A 15,996-nucleotide genomic window follows, 5' to 3' on the forward strand; every position below is an offset into this window, starting at 1 on the left:
ACGCCCGGTCCCATCCCGAACCCGGAAGCTAAGCCTGCCAGCGCCGATGGTACTGCACTCGTGAGGGTGTGGGAGAGTAGGACGCCGCCGGACTAAAATTGAGGCCCCAGGCCCGAGAAACCACGTTTCTCGGGCCTGGGGCTTTTTTTGCGTCCAGCACCCGATTGCGAGATCAGCGGACGTCGTGCGGGCGGAATTGGATGCTGATGCGCGGGCCGACCGGACGGGTCGTCTTCGGAATGGCGTGCTCCCAGGTGCGCTGGCAGGAACCCCCCATCACCAGCAGGTCCCCGTGACCGACCGGGAAGCGGAGGCTTTCACCACCCTCTCGCGGTCGCAGCAGCAGCGGCCTGGGGGCGCCGACGGAGAGGATGGCGACGAACGTGTCGCTGTGCGCGCCCCGGCCGATGGTGTCGCCGTGCCACGCCACGCTGTCACGACCATCCCGGTAGAAGCAGAGACCGGCAGTGGTGAAGGCTTCCCCGTAGTGACCGCTGAGGGCGGTCCGCGCCCGGGTCAGAACACGGTGGGGGAGTGGCTTGTCGGCGTTGTAGAAGCTGAGCAGGCGGGGGACGTCGACCACCGCGTCGTACATCTGGCGGCGTTCTGCCACCCAGGGGACCCCGGTCACGAGGTGTTCGTACAGGGTGTCGGCGCCGCTGAGGTAGTCGGGCAGCAGGTCGACCCAGGCGCCGTGCGCCAGGTCGACGCGGCGGGCCCGGGTGAGGTCACCCAGCTCGGGTTCGGCCGAGCTGTCCCACAGCGATCCCTGGAACCCCGACGACATGCCCGGCACCGTACACGAGGCGTCGAACACGTGTTCCACTCCGCGGGTGCCACCGGATTTCGCGTTTGAACCCCGGCGACCCGTGGTACTCCCCGCTGCCGGAACCGCTTGTCCGGAGAACCGAGGTTTCCCGTGGCCACCACACGTGCCCATCTCCCGCTGAACCCGACCAGCCCCAACCTGGCTGTCGAGTCCAGCCGCACCCCCGCGCGCCGACCGCCGCTGCCCCGCCCCGCGCCCGTGCGCCCGGGTCTGCGCCTGCGCGCGGCGATCGACACCGCCCTGTCCGGACTGGGCACCGACGGCGCCGAGACCACCGCGCAGGCGTTGGTGACCGGCCTGGCCTGGACCGCCGCGTGCGGCGAGACCTGTCAGGTCGCCCCCCAGGTCGCCGCCGTCCGCGCCGCGATCACCGCGCTGGGCGCCGGGGACCTGGACTCCGCCGGGGTGCTCCTCACCGAGGCCGCCCGCGTCCTGCACGACCTCCCGCCGCTCCCCGTGCCCCGGCACGCCGCCGCCGACGACCTGCGCTAGTCCGCACCTCCCCCGGCCGGTCCCGACCCGGCAGGCGGTCAACGCGCGTGCCTGCCCTGCTGCGCCGCCCTGGTCGCCAGTTCGAACTCGGCGCGGGGTTCGCGCAGCTCGCCGAGCGAGGCGACCTGCCGGGGGAACAGCGCCGCCAGCACCCAGTCCGCCACGATCCGCGCCTTGCGGCCCGCGGTGGGCATGGTGGCGAGGTGGTAGGCGCGGTGCATGAGCCAGGCGGGCAAGCCGGTCAGCTTCACCCCGTAGACCTGCGCCACCCCGCGGTAGAGCCCCAGGCTGGCCACCGAGCCCGCGTTGCGGTGCCGGTACTCCCGCAGCGGCTGGTCGCGCAGGGCGGCGAGGACGTTGGCGCCCAGCAGCTTCCCCTGCCGCACGGCGTGCTGGGCCGAGGGCGGGCAGAACGCCCCGGGTTCCTCGGCCGCCAGGTCCGGGACCGCCGCGCTGTCGCCGCCCGCGAAGACCTCCGGGTGCCCGTGCACCCGCAGGGTGGCGTCGCAGAGGACCCGGCCCTTCTCGTCCAGCGGCAGGCCGCTGCCGCGCAGCAGCGGGTGCGGCGCCACGCCCGCGGTCCAGACGACGGTGTCGGCGTCGAACTCGGTGCCGTCGGAGAGCACCACGTGCCCGTCGACCACCGACTTGAGCTGGGTGCCGGTGCGAACAGCGATGTCGCGCTCGCGCAGCTTGGCGACGGTGTACTCGCCCAGGTCGGCGCTGACCTCGGGCATGATCCGGTCCATGGCCTCGACCAGGGTCCAGCTCAGGTCGGACGGCTCGACGTTGTCGTGGAAGCGGGTGGCGTAGCGGGCGAGGTCCTGCAACTCGGCCATGGCCTCCACCCCGGCGTACCCGCCGCCGACGAAGACGTAGGACAGCAGGGCGCGCCTGCGGGCCGGGTCGGTGCAGTCGTTGGCGGCGTCCAGTGTGGACAGGACCTGGTTGCGCAGGCCGATGGCCTCGCCGAGGCTCTTGAAGCCGGTGGCGCGCTCGGCCAGGCCGGGGATCGGCAGCGTCTTGGAGATCGAGCCGGGGGCGAGCACCAGGTGGTCGTAGGGGACTTCCTCGGTGCTGCCGTCGGCCAGGTCGGCGGTGACGGTCTTGGCCAGCGGGTCGACGTCGGTGACCCGCCCGGCGACGACGTGGCAGCCGCGCAGCACCTCGCGCAGCGCCACCACCACGTGCCGGGGTTCGACGTTGCCCGCGGCCGCCTCCGGCAGGAACGGCTGGTAGGTCATGGCTGACTCCGGGTCGATGACCGTCACGGTCGCCTCCCCGGGCCCGAGTTCGCGTTGCAGGTGGCGGGCCGCGTACATGCCCACGTACCCGCCGCCGACCACAACCACGCGCATGGTGCTCCTCCAGGAGTCGGATCTCCGGGGCGGCTTCCCCGCGCCGGGACGGGCAAACGTCACCTACTCGGGTGGACCAGCCCGCCAGGGCTCGGTTTCCCGCCCAGGAGGGAGCAGGCTCACGAAAAAGCCTAGGAGTGACCTATGACACGGCAGCTTGACAGGATTCCCTTCCCCGGTTCCCCGTCCCCGGGGCTCGACCTGCGGCTGGCGGTGGCGTCCGCGCTGACCGCCCTCACCCCGCCGGTCGCCGCCCCGACCCTGGTGGACGTGGCCGACGCGCTGCTCGGCGCGCTGGCGCGGACCGCGGCCACCGGCGACACCTGCCTCGTGCTGCCCGCGGCCGAGGCCGTCGCCGACGCGAGGGCGTTCCTGCGCGGCGGTGACCCGCGGTCGGCGACCACGGCCCTGGTGCGCGCCCGCGACCACCTGGACCGCAGGCTCTGAGGGGTGCACGGCGGTCACCGGGGTGGTGATCGGCAGGTGTGGGACCGCCCCGGTCCGGGTAGTCCAAGTGGAGTGAGCACAACATCCCCGGACGAGGCCACCGTCGAGGCGGTCGGCAGGGTCACCGAGGCGCTGGAGACCATCGAGCGCGCCCGCGGTCACCTGTACTCCTTCCACCAGTTGACCGGTTCGGCCGACCTGGCCCTGGGTGAGGCGGTGGACCTGCTGGAGAAGGCGGGGCACCGCGAGCAGGCCGAGCTGCTGCGCCGCGAGCTGGTCGGTCGCAACGTCCTCGAAGGACGGTGGACCTTCCAGGTGATCGAGGAGTACGAGGACGTCTACTACGACGCCTTCCGCGCCCTCGAGCGCCAGGTCCGCGACGACCTCACCGGCGGTCGGCGCCACCTGGCGGAAGCGGCGATGAAGGAAGACCGCCGCACGCACGGCGAAGCCCACCACGAAGCCACCCCGAACGACGCACAGGAGAGCTGATGCCCACCTACAAGAGGTCCGTCACCCTCAACGCCGGTTCCGACCGCGTGTTCAACTACCTGTCCGACGTGAAGAACCTGCCGGAGTACTTCGACCGCCTGGACTCGGCGAAGCCGGTGGGCGGGCAGAAGAACCCGGACGCGGTGCAGGTCAGCGCCGACCTCGACGGCAAGGAGGTCGAGGGCGAGGCGTGGTTCCGGGTGGACCGGACCAACAACAGCATCGAGTGGGGTTCGGAGGAGCACGGCGACTACCGCGGCAAGCTCCAGGTGACCCCGGACCAGAACCGGTCGATCGTCGACCTCGAACTGCACTCCCCGCACGGTGGTGACGAGGTGGTGCGGGGCCTCGACGCGACCCTTGAGCACGTGCGCGGAATCCTGGAGCCGTAAGGCCGTCCACCCGCTGGACAGCGAAAACCGCTGCCGGTCTTCGACCGGCAGCGGTTTTCGGGGTGGTGTGGGGTCCTCAGCGGCGACGGCCGTTGCGGAGCTTGGCGACGGCTGCCTTGGCCCGCTGCTGGTTGCGCGGGTCCTGCGCCGCCTGCCTGGCCTTGTCCATCATCGCCCGCCCCTTGGGGCCGCTGAGGAATGCCTTGATGCGGTTCAACAGGCCTGCCATGCGAGTTCTCCTTCGTCTTCTCTTTCCGGAGAGGTACCCAGCTCCGCGCCCGCCCAATCAGTACGGTGTGCTGGTGAGCAGCTTGCCTTCGACCGACGCGGCCCCGCCGCGCTCGGGGTCCCCCGGGTCCCGGCGGGGGGTGTTGTGTTGATCGTGTCCCGGCGTGTCCCTGGAACGTGACGGCCGCTCCCGTAACATCGCCGCACGACATACCCGGACGCAGCGCGTCGGACACCGTGGAGCAGGTGGAAATGGATGCAGTCCTGGCGACCCAGGACCTGGTTCGGGTGCTCCTGGTGGAGGACGACGCGGGGGACGCCCTCCTCGTCGAGGCCCTGCTGGAGGAAGCCGCCGCCCCGATCCGGTTGACCAGGGCGCACACCGTCGGCGAGGCGGTGGCGCTGCTCGACGGCCAGGACTGCGTGCTGCTGGACCTGGGCCTGCCCGACGCGAGCGGGTTGCAGGCGGTGCGCCAACTGGAGCAGGCCAACGGCGGTGAGGTGGCCGTGGTGGTGCTCACCGGGTTGGCCGACGAGCAGCAGGGCATCGCCGCGGTGGCCGCGGGCGCGCAGGACTACCTGGTCAAGGGGCAGGTCGACGGCGACCTGCTGACCAGGGTGATCCGCTACGCGGTGGAGCGGGTGCGCAGCGACGAGATCCAGCGGCAACTGCACCAGGAGCGGGTCTACGCCTCGGAGAAGGCCAGGCTCGAACGCGGGCTGCTGCCGTCGCCGGTGCTGTCCGACGACCGGTTGCAGGTGGTGCCGCAGTACCGGCCGGGCAGGCAGCGGATGCAGCTCGGCGGCGACTTCTACGACGTGGTGCAGGTCGAGGACGGCACCGTGCACGTGATGATCGGCGACGTCTGCGGCCACGGCCCGGACGAGGCCGCGCTGGGGGTGCACCTACGGGTGGCCTGGCGCGCGCTGGTCATGGCCGACCGCCCGCTGGACGAGGTGCTGGCGACCATGCAGCGCATCCTGCTGCACGAACGGCACCTCGACGGCCTGTTCGCCACCATGTGCGTGCTGTCCATCGCCGCCGACCGGCGCACCGCCGAGCTGCGGCTGGCCGGTCACCCGCCGCCGGTGCTGCTGACCCCGGGCGGCCCCGGTCTGCTCTCGGCGCCGATCGGGGTGCCGCTGGGGGTGCGGGCCAAGGCGGCGTGGGCCTCGGCGACGGTGGAGCTGGGCGACCGGTGGTCGGTGGTGCTCTACACCGACGGGCTGATCGAGGGCCGGATGGGCGACACGTCCGAGCGGTTGGGCGTGGAGCGGCTGGCCGAGCTGGTCGGCGAGCTGTCCAGCGCGGGCCCCGGGTGGCGGGCCACGCTGCTGGAGGACCTGATCCAGCGCGCCAGGGTGCTCAACCAGGGCGACCTGGTCGACGACGTGGCCGCGCTCCTGATCAGCCGGGTCGACCAGGACCCCCCGCCCGGCCATGGGGGCTGAGCGGGCGACGCGGTGGTCGCTGCGCCGGTGGGTCGCGGTGGCGGTGCTGGTGCTGGTGGTGGTGTTCGCCGGTGGGTCCACCGCCGGGGCGCGGGCGATCGCCGACCTCGACCGCGCCCGGGAAGACCTGGTCGATCGGGTCGACCCCGCCCTGCGGGAGGCGTTGCGGCTCGACACGGCCCTGGTCGACCAGGAGACCGGGGTACGCGGTTACGCGCTGACCGCCCACCCCGGTTCCCTGGAGCCGTTCACCTCGGGGGTCGGTCGGGCCGAGGCGGCGGTGTCGGTGCTGCGCGGGCTCGTCGCCGGGCTCCCCGAGGCGCGGGCCGCGCTGGACCGGGTGGTCGCCGAGGCGGGGCGGTGGCGGGTGGCCCACGCCGACCCGGCGGTGGCGCGGCTGGGGTCGGGCGGGTCCGTCGACGCCGCCGCGGTGGCCGGGGGCAAGGCCGCCTTCGACCGGGTGCGGGCCGCCGTGGACGGGTTGCAGTGGACGCTGGGCGCCGCCAGGGAGGCGGGGCGGGCGGCGCTGTCGGACGCGGCGTCGTCGCTGGTGGCCGTGTGCGTGCTGGTCGCGGTCGTGCTGCTGGCGGCGTTCGTGGCGGTCACCGCGGGGGTGCGGGTGGTGGTGGCCGGTCCGGTCGCCCGGTTGGCGGCAGGCGTGCGGCGGGTGGTCGCCGACGACGACTTCGCCCGGCCGCTGCCGGTGGGCGGGCCACGCGAGGTCACCGGGTTGTCCGACGACGTGGACTCCATGCGGCGGCGGATCGTCGCCGAGGTCGCGGCGCAGCGGGCCGTCAACGCCGAACTGGACCTGCGCACCGGGGAGCTCAGGCGGTCGAACTCCGAGCTGGAGCAGTTCGCCTACGTCGCCTCGCACGACCTGCGGGAGCCGCTGCGCAAGGGCGCCGGTTTCTGCCAACTCCTCGAACGCCGGTACCGGGGGCAGTTCGACGAGCGGGCCGACCAGTACCTCGGGTTCGCCGCGGACGGCGCCCGGCGGATGCAGGGGCAGGTCAACGACCTGTTGGCGTTCAGCCGCGTGGGCAGCCAGGACCGCGAGCCCGCGCCGGTGGACCTGGGTGCGGTGGCCGCGCTGGCCGTGGCCGACCTGGGTCCGGCGATCGAGGAGTCGGGCGCGGTGGTCGAGGTCGGGCCGCTGCCGACCGTGCTGGGGGAGGGGCCGCTGCTGACCGGGGTGTTCCGCAACCTCATCGGCAACGCGATCAAGTTCCGCGGCGAGGACCCGCCGCACGTGCGGGTGGAGGCCCGGGACGAGGGCGAGGAGTACGCGGTGGCGGTGACCGACAACGGCATCGGCATCCGGCCGGAGTTCGCCGAGCGGGTGTTCGTCATCTTCCAGCGCCTGCACACCAAGGACGCCTACCCCGGCACCGGCATCGGCCTGGCGATGTGCCGCAAGATCGTCGAGCACCACGGCGGCCGCATCGGGGTGGAGCAGGTCGAGCGCGGCACCCGACTGCGCTTCACCCTGCCCAAGCCGGACCCGGCTAGGCTGGCGGCCGCACACCACACGGGGGACGCCCCCGGGAAAGCCGAGAACCCGTGACCGAGCCCAGCGCCATGAAGATCATCGATGTCCTGCTCGTCGAGGACGACGACGGCGACGTGCTGATGACCCGTGAGGCCTTCGAGCACTACAAGATCCGCAACCAGCTGCACGTGGTGCGCGACGGCGAGCAGGCCGTGCAGTTCCTGCGCCGGGAGGGCCAGTACGAGGGCGCCCCGCGCCCGGACCTGATCCTGCTCGACCTCAACCTGCCCCGGTTCGACGGCCGCCAGGTCCTCGCCGAGATCAAGGCCGACGCCGCGCTGCGCCTCATCCCGGTGGTCGTGCTGACCACGTCCGAGGCCGAAGAGGACATACTGCGCAGCTACCAGTTGCACGCGAACGCCTACGTGACCAAGCCGGTGGACTTCGACCGCTTCATCGAGGTCATCCGCAAAATTGACGAATTCTTCGTCACCGTGGTCAAGCTGCCCCGCTAGGCGGTTTGATCCGGTCACCGGGGTTGCGCCTGGTGCGGCGCGGGAAGCGGCGGACGGTGGGGGCGGGCGGCACGGCGTCCAGCCCGCTGCCCCTCGGCCGTCGCAGCCGCCGCGGCCGGGGGACCCGCGGGTCGGTGGTGCCGGTGAGCTTCATCCGCACCGAGGTGACCAGGCAGGCCAGGGCCACCGCGGCGAGCAGCGCGCCCACCACGGTCCAGAAGGTGGTGTCGGTGCGCAGGCCCACGGTCAGGGCTCCGGCGGCACCCGCCGCCGAGAGCACAGCCTCGACCACGTAACCCCGCATCGCCCCCGCCTCCCGATCACCCGCGACCGCGTCACGGCTGTGGGGGTGGAGTACCCACTCCACCGCTTCTCACGCCACCCGGGCGGGCGACGGCGGATCGGTTGTGGTCCTCGACGCCCAGCGGGTTCCCGCTCACCACGGCGAGGGCGCGTAGTCCTTGAGGAAGCAGCCGAAGACGTCCTCGCCGAGTTCACCGCGGACGATCGGGTCGTACACCCTGGCGGCGCCGTCGACGAGGTCCAGCGGGGCGTGGAAGCCCTCGTCGGCGAGGCGCATCTTCGTCGGGTGCGGGCGCTCGTCGGTGATCCAGCCGGTGTCGACCGCGGTCATCAGGATGCCGTCGGCGGTCAGCATCTCCTGGGCGCTGGTGCGGGTCAGCATGTTCAGCGCCGCCTTGGCCATGTTGGTGTGCGGGTGGCCGGGGCCCTTGTAGGCGCGGGAGAACTGGCCCTCCATCGCGGACACGTTCACCACGTACTTGCGCCGAGCCGCCGCGGCGGCCATCACCGGGCGCAGCCTGCTGATGAGGATGAACGGCGCGGTCTGGTTGCAGAGCTGCACCTCCAGCAGCTCCATCGCGTCGACCTCGTGCACCCGCTGGGTCCAGCTGTTGACCGCGTGCAGGTCCGGCACCAGCCCGCCCGCGTCGATCGCGGTGTTCGCCGCGATCCGGTCGGGGGTGGCGGAACCGGCGGTCAACGCCAGCGCGGTCATGGTGTGCGCGTCCATCGCCCGCCAGTCGGTGGACCCGACCGCCCCGGCCAGCGCCGCCGGGTGCGCGTCGGAGGTGCGGCCCATGCTGATCACCTCCGGCCGCGGGCCGTCCGGCGGCGGCGCGGACTCCGCCTCGGCCAGCAGCGCGTAGGAGCCGGGGGAGCGGCGCACGGTCTGCGCGGCGTTGTTGATCAGGACGTCCAGCGGGCCCGCCGCGGCCACCGCGTCGGCCAGGTCGACCACCTGGGCCGGGTCGCGCAGGTCGACCCCGACGATGCGCAACCGGTGCAGCCAGTCCCCGGCGTCGGGCATCGCGGCGAAGCGGCGCACGGCGTCGTTGGGGAAGCGGGTGGTGATGGTGGTGTGCGCGCCGTCGCGCAGCAGCCGCAGCGCGATGTACATGCCGATCTTCGCCCGGCCACCGGTCAGCAGCGCCCGCCTGCCGGTGAGGTCGGTGCGGGCGTCGCGGCGCGAGCGGTTCAGCTCCGCGCACCCCGGGCAAAGCTGGTGGTAGAACGCGTCGACCTCGTGGTAGCGGCGCTTGCAGGTGTAGCAGGCGCGGGCGCGCAGCAGCGTCCCGGCGGTGGCCCCCGGGGTGTTCGACACCAGCGGGATGCCCTGGGTCTCGTCGTCGATGCGCTGCGGGGACCCGGTGGCGGTCGCCTCGGTGATCCGCCGGTCGTTCTCCGTCACCGCCGCCCGCCGCGCCGACTTGCGCCGCTGCTTCACCGACTTGAACACCCCGGCGGTGGCTCGCCGGATCGCCACCGCGTCCGGGTGCTCGGTGGGCAGTTCGTTCACCTCGGCCAGCACGGCCAGGCAGGCCGCCATCCGCTCCGGGGCGATGCCGGGGTGGTCGTGCTCCGGTTGAACTTCCCCTGCCACCGTGTCGGCCACTGTTTCGGCTGTCATGTCCCCACTCCGTGCTCGCGCGTGCGGCCTACCACTCTAGAAGGCCCGTTCGGGTGACCCGGATCGCACCGGTGGGTGAGGCCCCGGGCGGCACAATGGGCCGGGTCCATCGCAACGGAGCTGGGAGTGCGTCGTGGGTGTGGGTCTGGAGCGCGTCGGGTCGGTCGCCGTGGTCACGGTGGCCTCGCCGCCGCTGAACCTCTACACCGCCGACCTCCAGGAGGAGTTCGCCGCCGTCCTCACCCGCGTCGAGGCCGACCAGCCCCGCGCGGTGCTCTTCCGCGCCGAGGGCAAGCTCGTCAGCGGGGGCGTGGACGTGTCCCTGTTCGACGCCCAGGCCACCCGCGAGGACGCGCAGCGGCTGTTCGACACCATGCTCGACCTGCCCGAGCGGGTCGCCGCCCTGCCCTGCCCCACCGTCTTCGCCGCCCACGCCCTCTGCCTCACCTGGGCGTTCGAGGTCGCGGTCGCCTGCGACATCCTGCTCGCCGCCGAGAAGGCCTCGTTCGGCCTGGTCGAGAACGTCATCGGCCTCACCCCCACCATGGGCGGCACCCAACGCCTCGCCGCCCGCGCGGGCGTCGGCCGCGCCAAGGAGTTCGTCATGACCGGCGACCGCTACCCGGCGGCGGTGCTGGAGCGCTGGAACGTGGTCAACCGGGTCCTCCCCGACGCGGGTTTCGCCGAGGCGGCCCTCGCCTACGCCGACCGCCTCGCCCAGGGCCCGACCAGGGCGCACGCGGCCACCAAGGAAATCCTGCGCCACTTCGAGGCGGGCGGGGTCCCCGAGGCGAACCAGCACGTCACCGCCATCGCCGCCGACCTGTTCGACACCGAGGACCTGCGCGGCGCCGTCCGCTCCTTCCTCACCGAAGGCCCGGGCAAAGCCACCTTCCACGGCCGCTGACCCCCACCGAACCCCGGTCCCGGAACGGCACCGGGCCGGGTGGGCGCCCGGCGCAGCGCGCCACGGCGACCTCCCGGCCCGGTGGTGAGCGGAAACGACCTGCCGCGGCGCCTGCGGTCGAGCCGCCGCCCGGGAGGCCGCGGGCTCAGTTGTCCTGCAGGTCCGACAGCGCGGCCTTGACCTTGGCCAGCTCCGCCTCCAGCTCCTCCATCCGAGCCCGGTGCTGCTCGCGCGCGGCGTCCAGCACGGTCTCGATGGCCTTGGCGATGTCCTCGTGCAGTTCGGCGGCGGCGCGCGACACCGCGGCGGCGGCCACGCTGACGCCCTGCATCATCCGCTTGCCGCCCTGGGTCAGCTCGGCCTGCCACTCGCCCTCGGCGGTGCCGGTGACGGTGAGGGTCAGCTCGACGGTGCGGGTCTTCTTGGCGGTGCTCGCGGCGCGGGTCGCCTTCGGCTTCTTCGCCGGGGCGGGCTTGTCAGCGGGCTGGGCAGTGGGCGCGTCGGCGGGCTTGTCCTGCGCCGCGTCCTCGGCCCGGTCGCCGGACTGGTCCTCCGGCTCGGTCGCGGGGGCCTGCGGCGTGGCGGGCACGACCGCGGCGGCGGTCGTCGGGGTGGGCGCCGCGGTGCTGGTCGCGGGGGTGGTGGCCGGGGCGGGCTCGGCTGGTGTGGTCACGGTCTCGACACCGGTCTCGGTGGACACGATCGACTCCCTCTCAGGGCACGTGGTGAACGCGCATTAGAACACTAGTTCGGTTGGAGCGGATCACCGGGGCGGCCGGGCGGGTCGGCGCGGGCCACCGCTTGGGCGCTGCTCAGCGCGCGGTCAGCACCGCTTTCGCCGTTCGCCGACCGGAGACCAACGCGCCCTGGATCGACGGCGTGTCCCGGTGGTCGCCGCACACGTACAGCCGGTCGCCGATGGACACCGGTCGCCGCAGCGGGCTCCCGGACACCGGCAGCGCCTCGGGTATCCGGTAAGACCGTACCGGCCGCCACGCGGAGGTGTCGCGGTGGTAGAGCCGGGCCAGGTGCGCCCGCACCGCCTCCTCGCCCGGGTCCTCGTCGCCGACGGACGTGGACGACACCAGCACCCGGCCCGGGGCGTAGTCCGGGTTGGCGTTGGTGAGCACGACGCTGTTGGTCAGCGGGCCGCGCCCGGCGGCCTCCAGCACCAGCGCCGCCTCGGCGACCGGCGCCACGTCGGCCAGGTGGTAGTGGGTGACGCAGCCGCGCGTGCGGACCTCGGGCAACCGGTCGGGGAGCAGCCGGTGCGCGGTGGGGCCGCCGGTGGCGACGACGACGTGCCTGGCGGTGACCGCGCCGAAGTCGCCGGTGACCCGGCCGGGCACCACCTCGGTGATCGGGAAGCTGTACTTGACCGCACCCGCGGGCAGCCGCGCGGCGAGCTGGTCGGGGATGGCCCGCATCCCCGCCGCGGGCACCCCGATGGCGCCGCGGGCGAAGCTGCGCAGCACGAACTCGGCGAACCGGGTCGGCACGGTCAGCTCCGGGTCGAGGAACACCCCGGCCAGGAACGGCCGCAGGAACCGCTCCAGCACCGGGCCGGTGATGCCGTACTCGGCCAGCCGCTGCCGCAGCGGCCGGTCGTCGCGGCCGCGCAGGGTGGCGGGCGGGGCGGCGGCCACCGCGGCGGCGTAGGCGCCCAGCAGCGCCTTGCGCGGCAGCGAGCCGATCGGGGCGCGCAGCGTGGCGGCCAGCCGGGCGGGCTCGCGCCGCGGGTCGGCCACCAGGTGCAGCCCGTCGTCGTCGCTGACCAGGGCGCCGGGCAGGAACGGCCGCAGCCCCAGCGCCTCGACGTCGAGCAGGTCCCGGGCGGCCGGGTAGGCGGCGTTGAACACCTGGAACCCGCGGTCGAGCAGCACCCCGTCCACCGCGTCGGTGCGCACCCGCCCGCCCGGGGCCTCACCCGCCTCCAGCACGACGACCTCGCGCCCGGCCCGGGTGAGCGTCACCGCCGCCGCCAGCCCGGCCAACCCCGCCCCGACGATGACCGTCTCCACCTCGCTGCTCACGCCGCCAACGGTAGGAGCCCCGGTCTCACCGCGCCGGACGGCAGTGCGGGAACGACGCCGGATCGGTACCCGCCAGCACCTCGCGCGCCCGCGCCCGACCCAGGTTCCACCCGGTCACCGTCTCGGCCGGGCCGTAGGAGGCCGACAGCGCCTCCCGGTGCCCGTTGAGCACGCAGGCCCATTGGTACTCGGGCAGCTCCGCCAGCGCGGGCACGGCGTCGGGGGAGAGCCTGCTCAGGTAGACCAGGTCGAGGTTGCCGGTTTCGGCGTAGCGGGCCACGTTGCGCTCGGCGACGAACCGCTCCGGGTCGAGCAGGCCGACGCCGAACACCGCCAGCAGCGCCGAGACCAGCACCGCGCCCGGCAGCCAGCCCGCCCGCAGCCGCGCCCCGGCCACGAGCACCAGCAGGCACACCAGCCCCAGCCACAGCTCCACCACCTCGACCTGCAACCGCAGCACGGTGAAGCCGTAGGTCTGCTGGTAGGTCCACATCCGCACCAGCGCGGAGGCGACGATCACCAGGGTCAGCACCACCAACCCGCCGAGCAGTGCGCGCAGCCACCCGCGCTCGACGGCGGTCTCGCGTGGCGCCACCCGGGCGGCGATCCCGACCACGGCCAGGGTCAGCACGGTCACGACCAGAAGCTGCCAGAAGCCGCCCCTGGCGTACTCGGCGTAGGTCAGACCGGTGGTGCGCAGCACGTGCTCGCCGCCGCCGAAGAGCACCCGTAGCTGCACCGCGACGAACCCGGTGAACAGCAGCACCAGCACCCCCACCGGCCCGGCCCACTCCACCACCGCGGCCCGCCGCCCAGCCGGACCCGAGGCGGGTTCCGGCAGCCCGGCGGGGGAGTCGAGCAGGTAGCAGCCGCCCAGCACGACCAGGCCCAGCACCGCGAACACCCACACCCAGCGCACCCCGGCGGCCAGGTCCAACTGCGGGATGAGCGCCTCGAACAGGTCGGCGAACGCGGCGTCGGCACTGGCCAGCAGCGACCCGAACACCACCAGCACCAGCAGGCCCAGCGCCACCGTGCGCAGCACCCGCACCCGGGAACCACCCCGGCGCAGCGCGCGCAGGCCCGCGCTCGCCCAGGGCAGTGCCCGCACCGCGCCCGCCCACAGCACGACCACACCGAACACCAGCTCGCGCACGGTCCGCCCGCCGGTCACCGACAGCGCCACGGCCACGCAGGCGCCGAGCACGCACAGCGCGGTCAGCCAGTGCGCGGCCCGCAGGGTCGGCACGGTCATCAGCGCCGCGCCCAGCAGCAGCCACCGCCAGTCGGCCCGGACGCGCCCGCCCGCGGTGAGGAGGGCCGTGGCCACCCCCAGTGCGGCCACGGTCCACCCCACCCCGGGCCGGTCCAGCGGCAGCACCGACGCCCCGACGGCGGCGACCGCCCCCACCAGGAGCAGGACGGTCCTCGACGCGGCGGGCGAGCGCCGGACCCAGTGCTCGGCCGCCCACGACCCCGGCGGCGGCCACGGCCGGGTGAGCACCGGCTGCGCGGTCGGCGGTGCCTGCGCGGCCGTCGCAGCGGATGCGGCAGCGGGGGAAGGGTCGGTGGGTGTCGGTCCGGGCATGCGGGGACTCCAGGGTGTGCTCAGGGGTCGGTCACGGCACCCGTGGGCGTGGCCCGGGGTGTGCTCTCGCGGTCTTGGGATCAGGTCGAGCGGTGCCGCTCAGGCGGGCAGGGTGACCCGGATGCGGCAGCCGCGGTCGCCGTCGACCACGGCGATGCTGCCGCCGTGCAGCTCCACCACCCAGCGGGCGATGGCCAGGCCGAGGCCGGTGCCGCCGCCGGTGGCGCGCTCGCCCCGGCTGAACCGGCGGAACACCAGGTCCCGCTCGGCCTCGGCGATGCCCGGCCCGTCGTCGGCGACCTCCAGCAGCAGCCCGGCGGGACCGGCCGAGGCCAGCACCCGCACCTCCCCGTCGGCCGGGCCGTGCCGCACCGCGTTGTCGAGCAGGTTCACCAGCACCTGGTGCAGGCGCTCGCGGTCGGCGCGCACGGTCGCGGCGGTGGGGGAGACCGAGGTGCGGAACACGACCGCGCGCCCGGTGGCCGCCGCGTTGACCTCCGCCTCGGCCACGACCTCGGCCAGCAGCGGCGCCACCTCGACCTCCTCGCGGTCGAGCGCGTGCACACCCGCGTCGATGCGGGACAAGTCCAGCAGCTCGGTCACCAGCCTGCCCAGCCGCTCCGCCTGCGCCAGCGCGGTGCGCATGGTGGCCGGGTCGGGCTCGCTGACCCCGTCGACGACGTTCTCCAGCACCGCGCGCAGCGCCGCGATCGGGGTGCGCAGCTCGTGGGAGACGTTGGCGATCAGCTCGCGGCGGCTGCGGTCGGCCTCGGCCAGGTCGGTGCTCATCTGGTTGAACGCCCGGCCCAGCTCGCCCACCTCGTCGCGGGCGGTCACCCGGACCCGGCGCGAGTAGTCCCCCCGGGCCATCGCCCGCGCCGCCGCGGTCATCTCCCGCAGCGGCCTGGTCATGCCGTGGGCCAGGATCTGCGAGGTGATCACCGCGCCGAGGATCGCGGTGATCGAGGTGGTCGGCGGCAGCCAGCCGATGTTCCACCAGAACCAGGCGAACGCGGCGCAGCCCGAGGCCACCAGCAGGATGCCGATCTTGAGCTTGATCGAGCGCACCGGGTCCAGCGGGCGCGGCAGCCAGTCGGCCAGGGTGTTCAGGGCGGTCACGCGGGCACCTCGCTCATCGGGATCTCCAGCGCGTAGCCCACGCCGTGGACCGTGCGGATCAGGTCGGCGCCCAGCTTGCGGCGCAGCGCCTTGACGTGGCTGTCGACCGTGCGGGTGCCCGCCGCCTCGCCCCAGCCCCAGATCTCGGCCAGCAGCCGCTCCCTGGGCTGCACCGCGCGCGGCCGGGCCGCCAGGTGGGCCAGCAGCTCGAACTCGATCGGGGTCAGGTGCGCCTCGACACCGCCTCGCCGCACCCGCCGCTGCGCCGAGTCGACCTCCAGGTCGCCCACCACCAGCACCGGTTCGGTCGTGGTGGCGGCGCGCTCCACCCGGCGCAGCAGGGCGTGCACCCTGGCGGTCAGCTCGCGCGGGGAGAACGGCTTGGTCATGTAGTCGTCGGCGCCCACGCCCAGGCCCACCAGCAGGTCGGTCTCGTCGTCGCGGGCGGTGAGCATCAGCACCGGCACCGGCCGCGCCGCCTGCACCCGGCGGCACACCTCCAGCCCGTCGAACCCGGGCAGCATCACGTCCAGCACCAGCAGGTCCGGGCGGTGCGCGGCGGCCGAGGCGACCCCGGCCGGGCCGTCGTGGGCCAGCTCCACGTCGAACCCCTCGGCGCGCAGCCGCGCCGCGATGGACTCCGCGATCGTGGGGTCGTCCTCGACCACCAGCACCTTCCGCCGCGGTCCCGTGCCTGTCCCCATGTCACGGACTCTAAGCGG

The 15,996-nt window shown here is 74.0% G+C and carries 18 protein-coding genes and 1 rRNA gene; 9 read left to right on the plus strand and 10 right to left on the minus strand.

Annotated features, from left to right (window positions below; genetic code table 11):
• Positions 1 to 93, plus strand: a 5S ribosomal RNA gene (rrf, locus tag DFQ13_RS11165); the annotation flags it as partial.
• 79 nt (positions 94 to 172) lie between these two features.
• Here the strand turns inward: rrf and DFQ13_RS11170 are convergent.
• Positions 173 to 787 carry an alpha-ketoglutarate-dependent dioxygenase AlkB gene (locus tag DFQ13_RS11170; protein ID WP_110080133.1) on the minus strand — a complete coding sequence of 205 codons (615 nt, stop codon included), beginning with the start codon at positions 785 to 787 and terminating at the stop codon, positions 173 to 175.
• A 132-nt stretch (positions 788 to 919) separates the two neighbouring features.
• Here DFQ13_RS11170 and DFQ13_RS11175 point away from each other — a divergent pair, with 132 nt between their 5' ends.
• Positions 920 to 1,321 (plus strand): hypothetical protein, encoded by a 402-nt coding sequence (locus DFQ13_RS11175; protein ID WP_110079756.1) that lies wholly within the window; start codon positions 920 to 922, stop codon positions 1,319 to 1,321.
• Between the two features lie 38 nt (positions 1,322 to 1,359).
• On the opposite strand, the gene DFQ13_RS11180 is transcribed toward DFQ13_RS11175, so the two are convergent.
• Positions 1,360 to 2,679: an NAD(P)/FAD-dependent oxidoreductase gene (locus tag DFQ13_RS11180; RefSeq protein WP_110079757.1), complete on the minus strand. Its 1,320-nt coding sequence runs from the start codon at positions 2,677 to 2,679 to the stop codon at positions 1,360 to 1,362.
• A gap of 144 nt (positions 2,680 to 2,823) precedes the next feature.
• Between DFQ13_RS11180 and DFQ13_RS11185 the strand changes: the two genes are divergently transcribed.
• From DFQ13_RS11185 to DFQ13_RS11195, 3 genes are all read left to right on the plus strand, one after another.
• On the plus strand, positions 2,824 to 3,126 hold the full coding sequence (locus tag DFQ13_RS11185) for a hypothetical protein (protein WP_035281286.1): 303 nt from the start codon (positions 2,824 to 2,826) through the stop codon (positions 3,124 to 3,126).
• 72 nt (positions 3,127 to 3,198) lie between these two features.
• The gene (locus DFQ13_RS11190) at positions 3,199 to 3,618 is read left to right on the plus strand and encodes a hypothetical protein (RefSeq protein WP_181399925.1); all 420 of its coding nucleotides are present in this window, start codon (positions 3,199 to 3,201) and stop codon (positions 3,616 to 3,618) included.
• Positions 3,618 to 4,010, plus strand: coding sequence for an SRPBCC family protein (locus tag DFQ13_RS11195; protein ID WP_035281283.1), 393 nt, complete (start codon positions 3,618 to 3,620; stop codon positions 4,008 to 4,010). The genes DFQ13_RS11190 and DFQ13_RS11195 overlap by 1 nt, the downstream gene beginning before the upstream one ends.
• A 76-nt stretch (positions 4,011 to 4,086) precedes the next feature.
• On the opposite strand, the gene DFQ13_RS11200 is transcribed toward DFQ13_RS11195, so the two are convergent.
• Complete coding sequence (locus DFQ13_RS11200; protein WP_181399926.1) at positions 4,087 to 4,239, minus strand: hypothetical protein; 153 nt, start codon at positions 4,237 to 4,239, stop codon at positions 4,087 to 4,089.
• Positions 4,240 to 4,490: 251 nt separating this feature from the next.
• Between DFQ13_RS11200 and DFQ13_RS11205 the strand changes: the two genes are divergently transcribed.
• The 3 genes from DFQ13_RS11205 to DFQ13_RS11215 are packed head-to-tail and all read left to right on the plus strand — an operon-like array spanning position 4,491 to position 7,697.
• Complete coding sequence (locus DFQ13_RS11205) at positions 4,491 to 5,690, plus strand: PP2C family protein-serine/threonine phosphatase (RefSeq protein ID WP_035281281.1); 1,200 nt, start codon at positions 4,491 to 4,493, stop codon at positions 5,688 to 5,690.
• On the plus strand, positions 5,680 to 7,257 hold the full coding sequence (locus DFQ13_RS11210; protein ID WP_110079760.1) for a sensor histidine kinase: 1,578 nt from the start codon (positions 5,680 to 5,682) through the stop codon (positions 7,255 to 7,257). Before DFQ13_RS11205 ends, DFQ13_RS11210 begins: the two co-directional genes overlap by 11 nt.
• A gap of 14 nt (positions 7,258 to 7,271) precedes the next feature.
• On the plus strand, positions 7,272 to 7,697 hold the full coding sequence (locus tag DFQ13_RS11215) for a response regulator (protein ID WP_035281299.1): 426 nt from the start codon (positions 7,272 to 7,274) through the stop codon (positions 7,695 to 7,697).
• Here DFQ13_RS11215 and DFQ13_RS11220 read toward each other — a convergent pair.
• Positions 7,681 to 8,001 (minus strand): hypothetical protein, encoded by a 321-nt coding sequence (locus DFQ13_RS11220; RefSeq protein WP_035281279.1) that lies wholly within the window; start codon positions 7,999 to 8,001, stop codon positions 7,681 to 7,683. The two genes, DFQ13_RS11215 and DFQ13_RS11220, sit on opposite strands and share 17 nt — an antisense overlap.
• Before the next feature lie 132 nt (positions 8,002 to 8,133).
• Positions 8,134 to 9,546 carry an SDR family NAD(P)-dependent oxidoreductase gene (locus DFQ13_RS11225; RefSeq protein ID WP_035281296.1) on the minus strand — a complete coding sequence of 471 codons (1,413 nt, stop codon included), beginning with the start codon at positions 9,544 to 9,546 and terminating at the stop codon, positions 8,134 to 8,136.
• A 214-nt stretch (positions 9,547 to 9,760) separates the two neighbouring features.
• On the opposite strand from DFQ13_RS11225, the gene DFQ13_RS11230 reads away from it, so the two are divergent.
• Complete coding sequence (locus DFQ13_RS11230; RefSeq protein ID WP_035281277.1) at positions 9,761 to 10,534, plus strand: enoyl-CoA hydratase/isomerase family protein; 774 nt, start codon at positions 9,761 to 9,763, stop codon at positions 10,532 to 10,534.
• A gap of 145 nt (positions 10,535 to 10,679) precedes the next feature.
• Here DFQ13_RS11230 and DFQ13_RS33740 read toward each other — a convergent pair whose 3' ends face one another.
• The 5 genes from DFQ13_RS33740 to DFQ13_RS11255 form a co-directional block, all read right to left on the minus strand.
• The gene (locus DFQ13_RS33740) at positions 10,680 to 11,234 is read right to left on the minus strand and encodes a DUF6319 family protein (RefSeq protein ID WP_181399927.1); all 555 of its coding nucleotides are present in this window, start codon (positions 11,232 to 11,234) and stop codon (positions 10,680 to 10,682) included.
• Positions 11,235 to 11,346: 112 nt separating this feature from the next.
• Complete coding sequence (locus DFQ13_RS11240) at positions 11,347 to 12,567, minus strand: FAD-dependent oxidoreductase (protein ID WP_181399928.1); 1,221 nt, start codon at positions 12,565 to 12,567, stop codon at positions 11,347 to 11,349.
• Between the two features lie 25 nt (positions 12,568 to 12,592).
• Entirely contained in the window at positions 12,593 to 14,155 is a 1,563-nt protein-coding gene (locus tag DFQ13_RS11245; protein ID WP_110079762.1) for a DUF4153 domain-containing protein, read from the minus strand.
• 99 nt (positions 14,156 to 14,254) lie between these two features.
• The gene (locus tag DFQ13_RS11250) at positions 14,255 to 15,274 is read right to left on the minus strand and encodes a HAMP domain-containing sensor histidine kinase (protein ID WP_035281272.1); all 1,020 of its coding nucleotides are present in this window, start codon (positions 15,272 to 15,274) and stop codon (positions 14,255 to 14,257) included.
• Positions 15,271 to 15,978 carry a response regulator transcription factor gene (locus DFQ13_RS11255; protein ID WP_110079763.1) on the minus strand — a complete coding sequence of 236 codons (708 nt, stop codon included), beginning with the start codon at positions 15,976 to 15,978 and terminating at the stop codon, positions 15,271 to 15,273. The genes DFQ13_RS11250 and DFQ13_RS11255 overlap by 4 nt, the downstream gene beginning before the upstream one ends.
• Positions 15,979 to 15,996: the final 18 nt, after the last annotated feature.

The sequence above is a fragment of the Actinokineospora spheciospongiae genome (genome assembly GCF_003182415.1).
Classification (GTDB): domain Bacteria; phylum Actinomycetota; class Actinomycetes; order Mycobacteriales; family Pseudonocardiaceae; genus Actinokineospora; species Actinokineospora spheciospongiae.

Coding starts and splice junctions, on each gene's coding strand:
- DFQ13_RS11220 (WP_035281279.1), bottom strand. CDS start 8,001: ATGCGGGGTTACGTGGTCGAGGCTGTGCTCTCGGCGGCGGGTGCCGCC.
- DFQ13_RS11225 (WP_035281296.1), bottom strand. CDS start 9,546: ATGGCGGCCTGCCTGGCCGTGCTGGCCGAGGTGAACGAACTGCCCACC.
- DFQ13_RS11200 (WP_181399926.1), bottom strand. CDS start 4,239: ATGGCAGGCCTGTTGAACCGCATCAAGGCATTCCTCAGCGGCCCCAAG.
- DFQ13_RS11205 (WP_035281281.1), top strand. CDS start 4,491: ATGGATGCAGTCCTGGCGACCCAGGACCTGGTTCGGGTGCTCCTGGTG.
- DFQ13_RS11245 (WP_110079762.1), bottom strand. CDS start 14,155: ATGCCCGGACCGACACCCACCGACCCTTCCCCCGCTGCCGCATCCGCT.
- DFQ13_RS11180 (WP_110079757.1), bottom strand. CDS start 2,679: ATGCGCGTGGTTGTGGTCGGCGGCGGGTACGTGGGCATGTACGCGGCC.
- DFQ13_RS11185 (WP_035281286.1), top strand. CDS start 2,824: ATGACACGGCAGCTTGACAGGATTCCCTTCCCCGGTTCCCCGTCCCCG.
- DFQ13_RS11210 (WP_110079760.1), top strand. CDS start 5,680: ATGGGGGCTGAGCGGGCGACGCGGTGGTCGCTGCGCCGGTGGGTCGCG.
- DFQ13_RS11255 (WP_110079763.1), bottom strand. CDS start 15,978: ATGGGGACAGGCACGGGACCGCGGCGGAAGGTGCTGGTGGTCGAGGAC.
- DFQ13_RS11195 (WP_035281283.1), top strand. CDS start 3,618: ATGCCCACCTACAAGAGGTCCGTCACCCTCAACGCCGGTTCCGACCGC.
- DFQ13_RS11170 (WP_110080133.1), bottom strand. CDS start 787: ATGTCGTCGGGGTTCCAGGGATCGCTGTGGGACAGCTCGGCCGAACCC.
- DFQ13_RS11215 (WP_035281299.1), top strand. CDS start 7,272: ATGAAGATCATCGATGTCCTGCTCGTCGAGGACGACGACGGCGACGTG.